The sequence below is a fragment of the Pseudomonas sp. TE4620 genome (assembly GCF_056279045.1).
Map to the genome: position 1 here is coordinate 3,228,479 of NZ_JBWBQO010000001.1, position 16,192 is coordinate 3,244,670.

15 protein-coding genes and 3 pseudogenes are annotated in these 16,192 nt (G+C 61.9%); 7 read left to right on the forward strand and 11 right to left on the reverse strand.

Annotation, left to right across the window (positions count from 1 at the left end):
- Nucleotides 1-143: 143 nt before the first annotated feature.
- Nucleotides 144-884 (forward strand): methyl-accepting chemotaxis protein, encoded by a 741-nt coding sequence (locus tag ACZ9A3_RS14855; protein ID WP_408980598.1) that lies wholly within the window; start codon nt 144-146, stop codon nt 882-884.
- A 54-nt stretch (nt 885-938) separates the two neighbouring features.
- On the opposite strand, the gene ACZ9A3_RS14860 is transcribed toward ACZ9A3_RS14855, so the two are convergent.
- From ACZ9A3_RS14860 to ACZ9A3_RS14870, 3 genes are all read right to left on the reverse strand, one after another.
- Nucleotides 939-2,003, reverse strand: a complete 1,065-nt coding sequence (locus ACZ9A3_RS14860; protein ID WP_476252862.1) for a YkvI family membrane protein — start codon at nt 2,001-2,003, stop codon at nt 939-941.
- A gap of 71 nt (nt 2,004-2,074) precedes the next feature.
- Nucleotides 2,075-2,452 carry a RidA family protein gene (locus ACZ9A3_RS14865; protein ID WP_213603747.1) on the reverse strand — a complete coding sequence of 126 codons (378 nt, stop codon included), beginning with the start codon at nt 2,450-2,452 and terminating at the stop codon, nt 2,075-2,077.
- Between the two features lie 19 nt (nt 2,453-2,471).
- On the reverse strand, nt 2,472-3,602 hold the full coding sequence (locus tag ACZ9A3_RS14870; RefSeq protein ID WP_258717209.1) for an NAD(P)/FAD-dependent oxidoreductase: 1,131 nt from the start codon (nt 3,600-3,602) through the stop codon (nt 2,472-2,474).
- Nucleotides 3,603-3,723: 121 nt separating this feature from the next.
- Here ACZ9A3_RS14870 and ACZ9A3_RS14875 point away from each other — a divergent pair, with 121 nt between their 5' ends.
- Together ACZ9A3_RS14875 and ACZ9A3_RS14880 are read left to right on the forward strand one after the other, a co-directional pair.
- Nucleotides 3,724-4,347 carry a helix-turn-helix domain-containing protein gene (locus tag ACZ9A3_RS14875; protein WP_045194826.1) on the forward strand — a complete coding sequence of 208 codons (624 nt, stop codon included), beginning with the start codon at nt 3,724-3,726 and terminating at the stop codon, nt 4,345-4,347.
- Nucleotides 4,348-4,852: 505 nt separating this feature from the next.
- Nucleotides 4,853-5,638 (forward strand): sulfite exporter TauE/SafE family protein, encoded by a 786-nt coding sequence (locus tag ACZ9A3_RS14880; RefSeq protein WP_476252863.1) that lies wholly within the window; start codon nt 4,853-4,855, stop codon nt 5,636-5,638.
- Between the two features lie 73 nt (nt 5,639-5,711).
- Here the strand turns inward: ACZ9A3_RS14880 and ACZ9A3_RS14885 are convergent, their stop codons facing one another.
- Nucleotides 5,712-6,752 (reverse strand): DUF1176 domain-containing protein, encoded by a 1,041-nt coding sequence (locus tag ACZ9A3_RS14885; RefSeq protein WP_476252864.1) that lies wholly within the window; start codon nt 6,750-6,752, stop codon nt 5,712-5,714.
- Nucleotides 6,753-6,922: 170 nt separating this feature from the next.
- Between ACZ9A3_RS14885 and ACZ9A3_RS14890 the strand changes: the two genes are divergently transcribed.
- From ACZ9A3_RS14890 to arsH, 3 genes are read left to right on the forward strand one after another with little or no spacing between them, the layout of a single operon-like run.
- Nucleotides 6,923-7,267, forward strand: a complete 345-nt coding sequence (locus ACZ9A3_RS14890; protein WP_195884665.1) for a metalloregulator ArsR/SmtB family transcription factor — start codon at nt 6,923-6,925, stop codon at nt 7,265-7,267.
- 12 nt (nt 7,268-7,279) lie between these two features.
- A complete protein-coding gene (locus ACZ9A3_RS14895; RefSeq protein WP_093380924.1) occupies nt 7,280-7,750 on the forward strand; it encodes an arsenate reductase ArsC in 471 nt (156 codons plus the stop codon).
- 12 nt (nt 7,751-7,762) lie between these two features.
- On the forward strand, nt 7,763-8,455 hold the full coding sequence (gene arsH / locus ACZ9A3_RS14900) for an arsenical resistance protein ArsH (protein WP_093380921.1): 693 nt from the start codon (nt 7,763-7,765) through the stop codon (nt 8,453-8,455).
- Here arsH and ACZ9A3_RS14905 read toward each other — a convergent pair.
- From ACZ9A3_RS14905 to ACZ9A3_RS14930, 6 genes and pseudogenes are all read right to left on the reverse strand, one after another.
- Nucleotides 8,426-9,061: a hypothetical protein gene (locus ACZ9A3_RS14905; RefSeq protein WP_093380918.1), complete on the reverse strand. Its 636-nt coding sequence runs from the start codon at nt 9,059-9,061 to the stop codon at nt 8,426-8,428. The genes arsH and ACZ9A3_RS14905 overlap by 30 nt on opposite strands.
- A 77-nt stretch (nt 9,062-9,138) precedes the next feature.
- The gene (locus tag ACZ9A3_RS14910) at nt 9,139-10,896 is read right to left on the reverse strand and encodes a putative bifunctional diguanylate cyclase/phosphodiesterase (protein WP_258594244.1); all 1,758 of its coding nucleotides are present in this window, start codon (nt 10,894-10,896) and stop codon (nt 9,139-9,141) included.
- Between the two features lie 9 nt (nt 10,897-10,905).
- Nucleotides 10,906-11,853 (reverse strand): annotated as a pseudogene (locus ACZ9A3_RS14915) (methyl-accepting chemotaxis protein); the annotation flags it as partial.
- A 357-nt stretch (nt 11,854-12,210) separates the two neighbouring features.
- Nucleotides 12,211-12,471 (reverse strand): annotated as a pseudogene (locus tag ACZ9A3_RS14920) (PAS domain S-box protein); the annotation flags it as partial.
- A 118-nt stretch (nt 12,472-12,589) separates the two neighbouring features.
- Nucleotides 12,590-13,546, reverse strand: a complete 957-nt coding sequence (locus ACZ9A3_RS14925) for a LysR family transcriptional regulator (protein ID WP_045194839.1) — start codon at nt 13,544-13,546, stop codon at nt 12,590-12,592.
- A gap of 431 nt (nt 13,547-13,977) precedes the next feature.
- On the reverse strand, nt 13,978-14,640 hold the full coding sequence (locus ACZ9A3_RS14930; protein ID WP_045194840.1) for a hypothetical protein: 663 nt from the start codon (nt 14,638-14,640) through the stop codon (nt 13,978-13,980).
- Between the two features lie 269 nt (nt 14,641-14,909).
- Here ACZ9A3_RS14930 and ACZ9A3_RS14935 point away from each other — a divergent pair, with 269 nt between their 5' ends.
- Nucleotides 14,910-15,356 (forward strand): acetyltransferase, encoded by a 447-nt coding sequence (locus tag ACZ9A3_RS14935; RefSeq protein ID WP_093380906.1) that lies wholly within the window; start codon nt 14,910-14,912, stop codon nt 15,354-15,356.
- Nucleotides 15,357-15,387: 31 nt separating this feature from the next.
- Here the strand turns inward: ACZ9A3_RS14935 and ACZ9A3_RS14940 are convergent.
- Nucleotides 15,388-15,846, reverse strand: a pseudogene (locus ACZ9A3_RS14940) (hypothetical protein).
- Between the last annotated feature and the right edge of the window lie 346 nt (nt 15,847-16,192).

Sequence of the window (16,192 nt, forward strand, 5' to 3'; positions counted from 1 at the left end):
TGGCCGGTGCCTTCAACCAGTTCGTCGAGCGTATCCATGCCTCGATTGCCGAAGTGTCCTCGGCCACTCGCCAGGTCCACGACCTGTCCGAGCGCGTGATGAGCGCCTCCAACGCCTCGATCATCGGCTCCGAAGAACAAAGCATGCGCACCAACAGCGTGGCTGCGGCGATCAACGAACTGGGCGCCGCCACCCAGGAAATCGCCCGCAACGCCGCCGATGCCTCGCAACACGCCAGTGGCGCCAGCGAGCAGGCCAACGACGGTCGTCAGGTGGTGCAGGAAACCATTTCGGCGATGACCTCGCTGTCGCAGAAGATCAGCGAATCGTGCGAGCAGATCGAAACCCTCAACGCCAGCACCGACGACATCGGCCAGATCCTCGACGTGATCAAGGGCATCTCCCAGCAGACCAACCTGCTGGCGCTCAACGCCGCCATCGAAGCGGCCCGTGCCGGTGAAGCCGGGCGTGGTTTTGCCGTGGTGGCCGACGAGGTCCGCAACCTGGCCCACCGCACCCAGGAGTCGGCCGAAGAGATCCACAAGATGATCACCACCCTGCAGGTCGGTTCGCGCGAGGCGGTGCACAACATGAACGCCAGCCAGGTCTCCAGCGAAGAAAGCGTGATGGTTGCCAACCAGGCCGGCGAGCGCCTGAGCAGCGTGACCCAGCGCATCGGCGAGATCGACGGCATGAACCAGTCGGTGGCCGCCGCGACCGAAGAGCAGACCGCCGTGGTGGAAAGCCTGAACCTGGATATCACCCAGATCAACGTGCTCAACCAGCAAGGCGTGGCCAACCTCAATGACACCCTGCGTCATTGCGATGCCCTGGCCCAACAGGCCGGGCGCCTCAAGCAACTGGTCGACAGCTTCAAGATCTGACCGCTGTGAAAAACAAAAGGGGCCGCTTGCGGCCCCTTTTTTCATCCTCTCGCGCTACACCGCAAGCACCTGCTTGGCCCGCCCCAGGCGCAGCCAGCCGATCAAAACCGCCAGCATTAGCACAAAACCCAGGTAACCGAAGAACGGATAGACCTGGCCGACCAGGCTGATAAAGCCGATCAGGCTGCAGACAAACGCCGCCCCCCCCGCCGCCACCGAACCCAGGCGAAAACTGCGGGTGCCGGCCGGCAACAGCCGCGCCAGAAACGAATACAGCGTGCCCACGGCGGTGTTGACGATCATGCCGAAGATGATCACGCACATGATCACGCCCAGTGCCGGGGAGATTTCGCTGGCAATCGACAGCATCGGCATCGGCAGCTCGGCCACACTGTCCAGGCGCGACAACAGCCCGGCGCTCATCACCAGCATCAGCCCGCCCAACGCCGCGCCGCCAAGAATCCCGCCCCAGATCGCGGTTTTCTCCAGGCGCGCAGAACCTCCGAGAATCGCCAGGATCGGCGCCCCGGCAACGATGTTGTACGACACATACAGGAACGCACCGAGCAGCCAATGGCGGGTGCCCGCCTCTTGCTGGCTGGCCACCTGGTCAAGCTGGGCAAAGCTCAGCTCGCGGGTAAATACCGCGTACAAGGCAATCGCCGTGGCGACCAGGATCAGGAACGGCGTCACCGCACCGATCAGCAGAATCACCTTCTGTACATCCAGGCACACCACCGCCACCACCAGCACCGTCACCAGCACACTGCCGGCCAGCGCCGGAATGCCAAACTGCTGCTCGAGCAAGGCCCCACCGCCGGCAAGCATCACCACAGTGACGGCGAACATGAAAAAGGTGATCAGAAAATCGACGAACAAGCCCAGGTAACGCCCGCAGATGGCGTACACCACGTCCTTGTGCGAGGCCGCCTGCAAGCGATTGCCGAGCCTTGCCAGGGCCATGCCGAGAAAGGTGAACAACGCCGCACTGACCAGCGCCCCAAGCAGGCCCCAGAGGCCGAAGTCGACAAAGAACAGCAACAGCTCCCGCCCCGAGGCGAACCCTGCGCCGACGATCACGCCGATAAAGGCGCCTGCAATTTTCAGCTGCTCTTTCATTTTCAGCCCTCTGGTATCGATGGCCCTGCGGGGCCTTTGTTGTTGTTTTTACCCAGTGTTGCCGTGCTGACTCAGTCGTTGCCGAGCCAGGCCTGCACTTCGATCTCGACATCCACGCCCAGGGCCAGACCGGCGCTGACGGTGGAACGCACCGGGTAGCCGTTGGCGAAGAAGCTTTTGTAGACCTCGTTGAAACCGGCGAAATGAGCCATGTCGGACAGCCACACGGTGGCCTTCACCACCTGGTCGAAACCGACGCCGCACTCGGCCAGGGTTTCACCGATACGCTCAAGCGCCGCCCGGGTCTGAACCTGAATGTCGCCGCGCACCACTTCACCGTCGGCGTGCAGGGGGATCTGCCCGGAAAGAAACAGAAAACCGCCGACCTTGACCGCTTTGGAAAACGGATATGGCAGGTGGCTGGGGATACGCTCGATAGTCGAACTCATGGGAAATCTCCTTCGGGAATTAACGAAAACGCGCCGGGGACAAGCGTTGCGGCTCGACCCCTTCGGCGCTCAGGGTTGCCGGTAACGGTTGCTCAAGCAACAGCGCACAGGCCAGTTGCGAAGCGCCAGCGGCGGACTGGATACCATAACCGCCTTGCGCCGCCAGCCAGAAAAACGCCGGGTTGTGCGGATCGCGGCCAATCACCAGGTCGCCATCGGCAACGAACGATCGCAGCCCGGCCCAGCTATGACTGGGGCGGCGAATCGCCAGGGTGGTGATGGCCTCGATGTTGTAGATACCGATGGCGACGTCGAGCTCTTCGGGCATCACGTCCTGGGGCTCGACCGGGTCGGCGTTGGCCGGTGAGCCGAGCAACTGCCCGGCATCGGGTTTGAAATAAAAGCTCTCATCGACGCCGATCACTGCCGGCCAGCGGCTGAAGGCCTGGTCTGGCGGGCCGTCGAAGGTAAAGGCAGAGCGCCGGCACGGCTGCAGGCCGACCGGCTGTACGCCGCAGACCGCCGCGATGTGATCGGCCCAAGCGCCAGCGGCGTTGACCAACTGGCGCGCCTGAATGCAGCTGCCGTCGGCCATCACGAGCTGCCAGTAACCTTCGTGGTAACTGCCCTCGACCACCTCGGCATTGCAGTGCAAGTGCCCGCCGGCCTGGCGGTAACCGCGCAAGAAGCCCTGGTGCAGCGCGTGTACATCCAGGTCCATGGCGCCGGGTTCGAGTACCGCGCCGGCCACCACCTCGGCGCGCAGGCTCGGCACCAGCGCCAGCGCCCCGTCGCGGTCGAGCAAGGTCACTTCGGTACCGTTGGCCTGGCTCTGTGCATAGGTGCTGTCGAGCAGCGCCTGTTGCTCCAGGGTCGCCACATACAGACAACCCCGCGGTTCGAGCAGTGCATGCTCGCAGAAGCCCGGCGGCGGCGACTCATAAAAGGCCCGGCTGGCGCGGGTCAGCGCCTGGATCTGCGGGGTGCCATAGGCCTCCATGAACATCGCCGCCGAGCGCCCGGTGGAGTGGTAGCCGGCCTGGGCTTCGCGTTCAAGCATCAGCACTTGGCGCCCTGGCGCCAGCCGATAGCCCAATGAAGCACCGGCAATACCGGCGCCGATGATCACGATGTCGAAGGTCTGTGTCATAGCCATGCAATCACCTGCGAGATGAAATTATCATTTGTGAGAATTCTAATATCTGAGAATTTCGGATTATGCAAGCGCTCACGGTAAGATGCGCATCCGTTTTGCCTGACCGAGATGCTTGATGAGTGCCGACCGCTCCCCTGCCGACACCCGCCCTGGCGCGCTGCCGCTGATTGACCGCGCCGAAGTCGGCGCGCGCCTGCGCAGCGTGCGCAAGGCCCAGCAACTGACGCTCAAGCAACTCTCGGCGCTGTCCGGAGTACCGGTCTCGACCCTGTCGAAAATGGAACTGGCGCAAGTCTCGGTGAGCTACGAAAAACTCGCGGCGGCGGCGCGGGCGTTGCAGGTGGATATCGCCCAGCTGTTTCGCGCTTCAGGCGTAAGTGATGTGCCAGTGCCGACCACCGTAGTGGTCAACTCCCTGCCCAGCGCCCCCGGCTACAGCACCGGCACCTACGACTACCACCCGATTGCCGGCGAATTCCCGCAGCGCCTGATGACCCCGATGTACGCCCGGATCATCGCCCGCGAACGGCAACAGTTCGACGAATTCATCCGCCACCCCGGGCAGGAATTTGCCCTGGTGCTCAGCGGGCGTGTGCGCATCGTATTCGAGACCGGTGAGGCGGTGAGTATCGGCCCCCAGGAGACGGCCTACTTCAACAGCAATGTCGGGCATATCTATCTGTCGGAGACCGAAGATGGTGGGGATGCGCATGTGATGGTGGTGATGACGGATCGGTAACAGCGTTGTCTGTAACACCGCATCGCGGGTCAAGTCGAGACGTCGCACCGCCGCTCCCACAGCGCTACGCGCTCAACAAGAGCGAAGCGAATTGTGCTCTTGATCTTGATCTACCGGCCCCGTTAACCAGAAGGGCCGAGTGCAGGTGTTGCGAAGGGGCGAGTGCGCAGCACCTTCGGCGTTAGCCGAAGTTGCGAAACGTAGAGTTGCTTGTAACTCGTAGTTCGCAATGCCCCGTAGCGACGCCGGAGCGAGGGAACCCGAAGCGCAGCGCAGGGCCCACTGGTGGGGCGAGAATTTTTGCTTACTTTTTTTTCGACTGAAAAAAGTAAGCCGCCGTAAGGGCGGAAAGGTGACTAAGCCACACCCTGGCAAATGGATGGTGCAAACCCTCCCGAAGCTCGACCCAGTTATAACCTAATAACGAACAAGTCTATTTGGCTATAAAAAAACCTTTATGCTGGCTGCCATCCGATCACGGGCACGTTGGGCGTTTAGGTTACTTATGGATGTAGGTTCTTTCGGTTTCACCATTGCAGGCCTGGTAGTTGGATTCATCGTCGGCATGACCGGCGTCGGCGGCGGCTCGCTGATGACCCCGATCCTGCTGTGGTTCGGCATCAACCCCGCCACCGCCGTAGGTACCGACCTGCTCTACGCCGCCATCACCAAAGCCAGCGGCGTCTGGGTCCACGGCAAAAACAACAATATCGACTGGAAAATCACCGGCTGGCTGACCCTCGGCAGCGTCCCGGCCGCCGCCCTGACCCTGTGGTTCCTCTCCAGCCTCGATGCCGACACCCAGGCCGCCAACGCCATTATCAAGCAAGGCCTGGCCGTGGTCCTGGCGCTCACCGCCCTGGCCATCCTGTTCAAAAGCAAACTCCAGGCCTTCGCCAGCAAACACGCCGGCGACCGCTACCACCTGAGCGGCACCAGCCTCAACCTGCTGACCGTAGTCACCGGCGTGGTGCTCGGCGTCATGGTCTCGCTGACCTCGATCGGTGCCGGCGCCCTGGGCACCGTGGCGCTGTTTCTGCTCTATCCGTACCTGGTCACCCGCCGCCTGGTCGGCACCGAAATCGCCCACGCCGTGCCCCTGACCCTGGTCGCAGGTCTCGGCCATGCGAGCATGGGCAACATGGACTGGTCGCTGCTCGGCTACCTGCTGCTCGGCTCGCTGCCGGGCATCTACATGGGTAGCCACCTGACCGGGCGAATTTCCGACAGCATCCTGCGCCCGTGCCTGGCGGGCATGCTGCTGATGATTGGCTACAAGCTGGCGTTCTGATCAAGGCTTTCAGGCAACACCAATCCCTGTGGGGCCGGCCTTGCCGGCGATGGGCTACGCAGTAGCCCCAGGGTCAATCCTGCGTACGCCACAGCACCGGCCACTTGTCTGGCCAGTTCCCAGTGCAACTGCCCATGCGTGACAGCGAGCGCGGTCGCATGCGCTCCCCGTCAAAACGCCAGCTCTGTTCCATGCCGCAATCGCCAATGCCCCGCGCCAGGATGAAACTGCTGAGCACCCCGGTGTCCGGGTCATAGCCCACCGAACCGCCAAAATCGTCCCACTGCTCCTGCGCCGCAATCTTCTCCAGTTGCAGCGCCTTCGCCTGCTCGGGATGCGCCCGCGAAGTGGTGTAGAGCGCGTACTCGCAGTTGTAGGCACCGCAGCCGAAACGAAAGCTCACCAGCGCCGTGTCCTTGCTCAAGGCATAGGCCTGGGCACTGTCCGGGGTCCAGTCCGCGTCGGGATCGCGCCAGTCGTTTGCGGTGGCAGTCATGACCACCTCGCTGATGCGCCTGGCCTGCGCTTCGCCCATCGGCTCGGGGCGTACGAATGGCGTCAGTTTGGGCAGCACTGGCGCAGGTGGCACGGCGCTATCCGGTGCATCCCCTGCGCGCACCAAGGCACTGCGATGCCCTGCCCGCCCCTGTACCGAATCGATCAGCAACAACGAAGCCGTCAGGCCGTTCAGAGAGCTACCGAGCTCACCATCATTGCTCTGCGAGGTCAGGCGCGCGCCGTTGCGCATGGCCTTGAGCAGGGCCATCGCCTGCTCGCCGCTGGCGTGCCAGAACACCACGCCGTCCTCCTGAGCCTCGCTCAAGGGTAGTGCCAGCGGCTGGCCATCGAGCTGCAACGGCGCCTCCAGCGAGCTGTTGCTGAAGATCGTCACCTGCAGTTGGCCATCGAGGCCGGCCCCGCGCATTACCTGGATGCCCAGCGGCATGTCCGCCCGGGTATCGGCCGCCAGCGCCGTGCACTGGCGGGTATTGTCACAGCCCACCACCCAGTCCTTGAGGGGCTGGTACAGCGGTACCGGTTCTGCCGCCGCAGCGTGGGCAGCACCGGGCAAGGCCAGCAAGGTGAGAAAAGCGGCGTGCAACGGTGCGCTCATGATGAATTCCGTTTCAGGTAAACGGCGCATTCTAACGCTGGGCATCCTGAAAGTACTGCTCCAGGGTAATGATGCTGAGTTCACCAGCGGCTGGCTGATTAGACAACCGGCTTGCCAAAAACATATGGAAATCCGTATATTCGAATTTCCACATGTAAAAGGCCGATTCGATGCTCAGCCCCACCGCCCTGTTCAAATGCCTCGCCGATGAAACCCGTGCCCGCGCCACGCTGCTAATCGCCCGCGAAGGTGAGCTGTGCGTCTGCGAGCTGATGTGCGCGCTCGACCACAGCCAGCCAAAGATCTCCCGCCACCTGGCGCAACTGCGCAGCTGCGGCCTGTTGCTCGACCGCCGCCAGGGCCAGTGGGTGTACTACCGGCTTAACCCGCAACTGCCGGCCTGGGTCAACCAGGTATTGCTGTTGACCCTTGAAGCCAACGGCCAGTGGCTCAGCGCCGACAGCACCCGCCTCGACGGCATGGGTGATCGCCCTGCCCGCGCAACCTGCTGCTGAGGAGTCCGCCCCATGCGAATCCTGTTCATGTGCACCGCCAACAGCTGCCGCAGCATTCTGTGCGAAGCGCTGTTCAACCACCTGGCCCCGGCCGGTTTCGAAGCGCTCAGTGCCGGCAGCTTCCCCAAGGGCCAGGTGCATCCTCGCAGCCTGTCGACCTTGCAACGCGCCGGCATCGGTATCAGCGGCCTGACCAGCAAAGGCAACGACACCTTCGTCGACAACCCACCGGACATCGTCATCACCGTCTGCGACAACGCCGCTGGCGAAGCCTGCCCGCTGTACTTCGGCCCGGCACTGAAGAGCCACTGGGGGCTGGCGGACCCGTCCGAAATCCACGGCACCGACACCCAGCTCGATGCCGCCTTCGACGCCACCCTGGCGCGTATCGCGCTGCGCTGCACAACCTTCCTCGCCCTGCCCTTCGAGCGCCTGAGCCGCGATCAGCTGCAGGCTGAAATTGACCGCATCGGCACCCTGTAAAAGGACTCTCCCATGAATGATCAACTGCCCAATCTCGACCTCGACCTGATCCCTGCCAACGCCGCCCATGACGGGCACAAGCCGCGCATCCTGCTGCTTTACGGCTCGACCCGCAAACGCTCGTTCAGCCGCCTGCTGACTGAGGAAGCTGCGCGCCTGCTGGAGCACTTGGGCGCCGAAACCCGGATTTTCAACCCCAGCGGCCTGCCCCTGCCCGACGACGCGCCCGAGGACCATCCCAAGGTGGTCGAACTGCGCGACCTCATGCAATGGTCCGAAGGCCAGGTGTGGTGCTCGCCCGAGCGCCACGGCGCCATGTCGGCGGTGTTCAAGGCGCAGATCGACTGGGTGCCGCTGGCCATGGGCGCGGTGCGTCCGACCCAGGGTAAAACCCTGGCAGTGATGCAGGTGTGTGGTGGTTCGCAATCATTCAACGTGGTCAACCAGCTGCGGGTACTGGGGCGCTGGATGCGTATGTTCACCATCCCCAACCAGTCCTCGGTGCCCAAGGCCTGGCTGGAATTCGACGGTAACGACCGGATGAAACCTTCGGCCTACTACGACCGCGTGGTCGACGTCATGGAAGAGCTGGTCAAGTTCACCCTGCTGCTGCGCGGGCGCAGCGAGCATTTGGTCGATCGCTACTCCGAGCGCAAGGAGTCGGCCGAGGCCTTGTCACAGCGGGTCGGCCAGCGTTCGATCTGAGCGCCTGACGATAGCCAGCGAATAATCACACCGGCTGTCGTCATCCAGGCTTACCAGTTCCATGGCCAGTGCGAAGCGCTCGGTAATCCCCAGCTCATCCCCCAGCCCACGGAAAAACTCGCGCAGTACCGGCCACTGCAGCACGTCTTCGAAGCCCAGTTCACGGGCGATGCGGTGGTAGCGGTCGGCGCCGGTGATGCGTATAAACACCTGCTCGGCGCCGAATTCGAGGATGTGCAGGCGGTATTCCGGACTGGAGGTAAAGATCGCCGCCACCACCAACCGGCCGAGGCCACGGGCGTCGCGCTCCAGTTGCACCTGGCTGGCCATGTGCCGCGCTGCCATGCGCCGGCCGAGGCGATAGAACATGCGCTCGGACAGGCGATTGATGTGCTCGCGGCCAAACATTTCCCCGGCCTGCTCCAGCATCAGGCCATAGAAGGCTCCGGTGATGTTCGACAGCGACTGGGCCATGCCGACCACGCTGTCGGGGAAAAACGCATGGACCAGCGCCTGCCAGTCCATATCCTCGGGGTAGCGGTCGTGCTCGCGCAGGGCGGCGGCTTGCAGGAAGGTCTCGGGAAGTCCTTTTCCGGGCGAATTCATTGCCACTGATCTCCATGAAATGGCCCCATGCATCCATTGCACAGGCGACCGATGAGTGTAGGCAAGCCTTGCTGGCGCTACCTCACCAACCGACGTCCGGCATGCTCACGGCCCATGATGAACTGCAGCAACCTGTCCATCGGCAACGGCCGGCAGAACCAGAAGCCCTGGCCCAGGCTACAGCCCTGGGCCTTGAGGTAATCGAGCTGCTCGCGGGTTTCGATGCCCTCGGCCACCACCTGGAGATCCAGGCTCTCGGCCAGCATCAGGTAGCCATTGACGATAGCCTGGTCGATCGGGTTGCTCTGCACCTCGCTGATGAACACCCGGTCGATTTTGAGCTTCTCGAACGGCAAGGCGCGCAAGGTGCTGGGCGATGAATAGCCGGTACCGAAGTCGTCGATCGACACCTGCACGCCCATGCCTTGCAAGCGCAAAACGTTCTGCCGGGCCTGCTCGATATCCTTGAGCGCGGCGGTTTCGGTCACTTCGATTTCCAGGCGGTTGGCCGCCAGGCCGCTACGCTCGAGAACCGCCGCCAACTTGCTGACAAAATCGCACTGCATGAACGAGTAGCCGCTCATGTTCACCGCCACCGGCACATCCAGCAGGCCGGCTTCGATCAGCGCCCGGTTGTCGGCGCAGGCACGGGTCACCACCCAGACATTGAGCGCCGACATCAGCCCGTTCTGCTCGGCCAGGGGGATGAACACCTCGGGCGATACCGGGCCGTTGGCGCCGTCGTTCCAGCGCAGCAAAGCCTCAAGGCCGGTGATCCGTTGCGGGTCGGCCAGCTCGAACTGCGGCTGGTAATGCAGCTGCAATTGCTCGGTCTCGATCGCCTGGCGCAGACGCTCCAGGCGCTGCTGCTCGCGCTGCTGGGTGATGCGCATGGCCGGGTTGAAACAAGCGATGCGATTGCCGCCGGCCTTCTTCGCCTGGTACATGGCAAAGTCGGCATCGATGATCAGTTGATCCGGCGCCGGCGCTTGCCCTTCCCGGCAATTGGCGCAGGTACTGACGCCAAGGCTTGCGCGCACAGCCAAGGCCATGCCGTCGATCCGCAGCGGCGCCTGCAGGCACTCGAACAGCCGTGTGGCCAGGCCCATGCCACCCTGTTCGGCAAACGGCTGACGCATCACCACCACGAACTCATCGCCGCCAACCCGGGCCAGCAACCCCGCACCGGTCAGGCACTGGCGAAAGCGCTCGGCGACGCCAACTAGCACCCGATCACCGACGTAATGACCATGGTTGTCGTTGATGATTTTCAAGCCATCGAGGTCGATGAACACCAGCACCAGTTGCTGCACCTGCGCTTGCGCCAGGGCGATCTCCTGCTGCAGGCGCGTATGCAGGGCGCTGCGGTTCATGCAGTGGGTCAGGGTGTCATGGCTGGCCAGGTGGTTGATGCGCCGGTGCATCTGCAACTGTTCACTGATGTCATAGCACACCCCGATCAGCAGTTGCCGGCCACCCAGCAACAGCTCGCCGACACTTACGTGCAAATCGAACAAGGAGCCGTCCTTGCGCTTGCCGAGCAGCTCGCGTACCAGGCCGTTGAGCTTGCGCCCGCCGCCCGCACGGTAGGACGCCAGGCACTGATCATGGTGCTCGGCGTAGGCCCTGGGCATCAGCCGGGAAATATTCGCACCGGCAAGTTCGGCGAAGCTGTAGCCGAACAGCTTCTGCGCCGCGGCATTGATCGCCTGCACCCGCCCCCATTCATCGGTGATGACAATCGCATCGGCGGCGGCCTCGAAAATCGCGTAGGGAATGCTGGTCAGCTCACGCTCAGCGTTGGCCGCAAGCTTGTCGAAATCCTCTCGGGTCATGATCGCGGCCTAGCGGTTGAAGCGGTCCACCAGCGCATACATTTCATGCGCCGTGTGTTCAAGCTCACGGCCGATGCTGGCGGAACTGGCGGCTATGTCGACGTTCTGCTCGGACACCTGGGCGATGGTGGTGATCTGCCGGCTGATGTCTTCGGCGACATGGGCCTGCTGTTCGGAGGCGGCGGCCATCTGCTCGGTCATCTGGTGGATATGCTCGACCGCCACGCCGATGCCTTCCAGGGCGTTCTGGGTGGCGATCACCTGATCGACACCGGCATGGGCCTCGTCACTGCCCTGGCGGGCGATATCCACCGCCTGGTTGGCGGCGCTGTGCAGCGACTGGATGATGGTCTGAATGGTTTCGGTCGACTCCTGGGTCTTGAACGCCAGCGCCCGCACCTCATCGGCGACCACGGCAAAACCACGACCCTGCTCGCCGGCCCGCGCCGCTTCAATGGCGGCGTTGAGCGCCAGCAGGTTGGTCTGGTCGGCGATCTGGCGGATCATGTTCGAGGCGATCTGGATCGACTGGGTCTCGTCGGCAAAATTTTCCACCGACTGGCTGATCTGGTTCACCGTGTCCTGCAGTTTCTCGATCACCAGGCGAGTCTTGCCGGCTTCTTCGGAGCCGACCCGGGTCAGCTGGTTGACGTCGTCGGCCTCACGGGCGGTGTCGTGGATGTGGGTCGAAACCTCGGAGATAGACGCCGCCATCTGGGTCATGGCAGTAGCGGCCATGTCGGTCTCGTCGCGCTGGCGCTGCAACGACGACTCGGAGGCCTGAGCCAGCTTGCCGCTTTCGCCGGCCATGGTTTCGGTCTTCTGCGCGTAGTCGCCGGAACGGCTGAGGGCGGTGCGCACCTTGGCCTGTTCGCTGATCAGCGACATCATCAACTGCGCCACGGCGCCATGCTCGTCGGTGTAGGTGCGGGCAATCAGTTCGCTGTCGAAACTGTCGGCGGTGGCACGCCGGGCCAGGGCGAACTTGCGCTGCAGGTTCCAGTGCGCAGCCACCTGCATGCCGACAAAACCACAGGCCAGCACGGCCAGAGCCGCCCAGCTATCGAGGTACCACACGGCGGCAAGGCAAGGCACGCCAAGCGCCACCGGCGCCAGCGCCTGCTCTTTCACAGCCTTGGCCAGGTGCTTGAAGCTCCAGCTCTTTTTGCCCGTACGGATGCGCTGGTAAAGCGCGGCGGCACGCTCGATATCGGCACGCTGCGGCTTGACCCGCACCGACTCGTAGCCGACGACCGTCGCCCCCTCGAGGATCGGCGTGACATAGGCGCTGACCCAGTAGTGATCGCCGTTGCGGCAGCGGTTCTTGACGATGCCCATCCAGCTCTTGCCGGCCTTGAGGTACGACCACATGTGGGCGAACACCGCTTCGGGCATGTCCGGGTGGCGGACGATATTGTGCGGGCTGCCGATCAGCTCTTCACGGCTGAAGCCGCTGATGGCCACCAGCTCGTCGTTGCAGTAGGTCAGGTTGCCGTGCAGGTCGGTGGCAGAAATCAGCCGCTGTTGGTTCTGGAAGATGACTTCCTGCTGGGTGACCGGCAGATTGCTTCTCATGCGCTGGGTATCCGTTATTGCGAGATCAATCGGGTGTAATTACCCGCATTGTAGGTGTGGCAATTGGCCATACCTCATGAATAGAGCGGCTGTAGCTATAGCGATATGGAATACCTGGTTAACTTTGCTCGCCGGGCTGGTTGGCCAGGGTCAGGCATTCACGGAACAGCCGGCTGGCCGGGTCGAGGCTGCGATTGGCCGAGTAGAAGCAGCCGATGCTGCCAAAGCTCAGCGGCTTGCCAAGGTCGAAGGCCTTGAGCTTGCCGCCCTGGGCCAGTTGCTGGGTGGTTTGCAGGGGGAAGAAGCCGACGGTCTGTTGGTCCTGCATCAATTCGTAGTTGGTCAGGGCCGCGATCGACTCGATGACGTTGGCCGGCGGGCCCAGGTCCAGTTCCTCGAACAGGCGGTCGACGGTACGCCGCAACAGGCCGCTGCGCGGCGGCAGAATCCACGGGAACGGATGCAGCTCGGCCAGGCTCAGCGGCCCGCCGCTGGCGTGCAGTGGGTGCTCGGCACCGGCGACGATGCACAATCCCTCCTCGCACAGCACATCGACTTTGAGCCGCGGCTCGTGCTCGTGCCAGCGCCAGTCATCGGGAATGCGCCCGACGACAATATCCAGCTCACCGGCCAACAGGCTTGAGAACAGCTGGTCCATATGCCCGACCCGCACCGTCACCAGCACCCCTGGCGCGCTCTCCTTGAGCAGGCGCAGGGTATGCGGCAACAGCAAGGCCGATGACGAGGTCAGCGAGCCGACCATGACCTGGCCGGTGGTGCCGCTGTGGTAGGCATTGACCTCATCGGTGAGGCTGCGCAGTTCGGTGAGCATGGCATGGGCGCGGCGCACCACCACCCCGCCCAGCTCGGTGGCACGCACCCCGCGGTTGCCGCGCACCAGCAAGGCGGCGCCGAGGAAGGCTTCCATTTCGTGGATGATCTTGGTCACGGCCGGCTGGGTCAGGTTCAACGCCTGGGCCGCGCCCACCAGCGAGCCGCTACGCAGGACCTGGTCGAAGACCACCAATTGATAGAGTTTGAGTTTGCGCGCAACAGAGACAACGGTCGACTTCATGGGTAACACCGGATGATGATCGAGCGCCGTAAAAACAGCACTCAACCTAACGGGCGATTCCTTATTGTTTTATAAACTTTCACACCAGAACTTCGCAGCGTGGCGGGGAGAGTTGTTCATTCCTTTAAATTCAATATAGAGCCCGCAGGCGAGCAAAAAACTGATGTAGATCATCAATTTAGGCGAGAAAAACAGGTAGGGAGAGAGGGTGCGGCGGGGGTTATTTTCCGAGCATAACATACTTTCAGACATCGGCAAGGCAGCGGCTTCCTTGCTATTCCAAACAGCCTATAAAGCAGGCAGTCAAAGTTGAAATAAAAATAACGAACACAACTATAACAACTTGGAATACCTGGAAGATTTATTATTTCTGCTTGCCCGACAGACATGAAAAACCCCGCTCGGGGCGGGGTTTGCTCTGGCGGTGACGGTCAGAAGGATTCGACCGGCTTCTGCGCCGCAGCTTCGGCTTTTTTCATCTCCAGGTTAGGAAAGGAGAAGCGGATGTACAGCGCCGAGTCAGCCCCCTCACCGGTCAGCATCAGCTCGGCGCAGCGGATGTTATCTGCAGAGCCATTTAGCAAGGTGGGGACACTGGAGTATTTCTTCGAGGTATCGGCCCCCTCAAGGAAGGTGTAAGTGAAATCCCCCGCCGCGACGCCCACTTCTTCATAGCGGGTATACCGGGTCAAGTAGTCGTCGCGATTGCGCGCACTGCTCGCCAGCTCGATCAAGTCCAATTGCGTGTTGGCGTCCGACATCGAACTCAACATGAACGTCTTGTTCAGTGCTGTCATGGCGTTGTTGTAAATCTCCTGATCGAAGTCACTGATCAGCGAAACCGTGTTCAGTTTGCCGCCTGCAAATACCAGGGCCAGGGTAAATTTGTGGCCGATAAAGTCCACATCATCCTTGCACATGGCGGGAGCGAGAAGATCTTCCGAGCAGTCGTAATAGCCCTTGGCTTCGGTATAGGCTGACCGTGGCGAGTCAAAGGCAAAATCCTTGAACAGCTTTTCTTCGGCCATTGCCGACGAGCTGGCTCCGAGGGTCACGGCCAAGGCCAATCCGAGAGAACCCATTTTTTTCGACATCAGACATTCCCTTGCAGGTGAGCAAAATCTTCGTTAATGGCTCAATGCTATCGCATCCTGAGCACTGATGTCCCAGCGTTGCTCCTTGACGCCTCGCAAGCGTCCAGTTTTCTTGACACATCGAAAGAGACTCAGTAATTTTTCCGCCCCTCCTTTTCGGCTACCTCTGCCGTGCACTGCCCAGGCGTTAACTCGCGAAGCGGTCATACAGATGCCGACACTTCCCTGGCGTACCTCTACTCCGATATCAAGTGCACAAGGATGATTCCATGATCATTCGTCAGGCTAACGCTGCCGACTACCCGCAACTGCTCGACCTCTGGCTGCGCTCCGTGCGCGCCACCCACCACTTCCTGCAAGCATCCGACATAGACGCGCTGCTGCCGCAACTGCGCGACGTCTACCTACCCGCGGTTGAGTTATGGGTTGCAGTAGACACTGAAGACCGCCCGCTGGGCTTTATCGGGCTCAACGAAACCCACGTTGAGATGCTCTTCATTGATCCCGACCTGCGCGGGCAAGGCATTGGCCGAGCGCTACTGGATTACGCGCATGATTCGCGGGATACCCTGAGCGTTGACGTAAACGAGCAAAATCCCCAGGCGGTGGGGTTTTATCTGCATTACGGCTTTGTTCAGACTGGCCGTTCGCCGCTGGATGGCGAAGGCCGGCCGTTCCCGTTGCTGAACATGAGCTTGCCGGCTGCAACGGCCTGAAACGGTTCTGGGTTGCCAAGCAGGAATTGGGTCAGTGCGCCAGTGACGGTTGGGTAGCGACCGAGACGGTGAAGATCAAGACAAACAGCACAACGAGTACCCAGAACACCACCACGATTGTCAGCATGACAACCTTCAGGCTTTGATAAAGCCAGCGCAACCAATGACCTTCGGGTCTTGCTGCTGAGCGGGTTCTGAGTACGCCCTTCAAATAGAAACCGAGCAGGGCCAACAGTGCGCCATCAATCAACAGCGCAGGCAGCCCGGCTACGGGAAAAATGCTTTCCCACCGATAGAATGGCGAGCGGCTCAGGAACAGCACATAACAGGTGAGGCTGCCGTAGGGGATGGCTCACCCTTTACCGGCCAGCGCCCCGACCATCAGGCACATAACCACCATGAACGGGTTGAGGAGAATATCGATCATCCATTCCAGTACATTGGGGAAGTAGCCCGGGGAATGGATGCTGCGCCAGATGTGTTCGAACAATGTTCAGGCTCCTGCCTTTTATGGACTTTCCGCAGCACGGTATCGGCGCATTGTCGGGTTACATGAGCCCTGTTCAGGGGCTGTACGAAACGCCTCTCATCGTAGACTGCTTACGAGCGAACACTCGGCACTCTTGGTAGACTAACGCACCCCTGTTGTTGCTTCGCGCCGGCAAGCTGTAACAAACCGTGCAAAGCAAAACACCCCTGAATGGCTGCAAATGCGTCGTAGAACATGCCCCTAGCATTCGCCTCACCCCCAGTAAACCCAAGCCCTGAGCTGTCTCGCCGGTTCAGCGTTGCGCCTATGATGGACTGGACCAAGTCTTCTTGAAAGCCTTTAACTG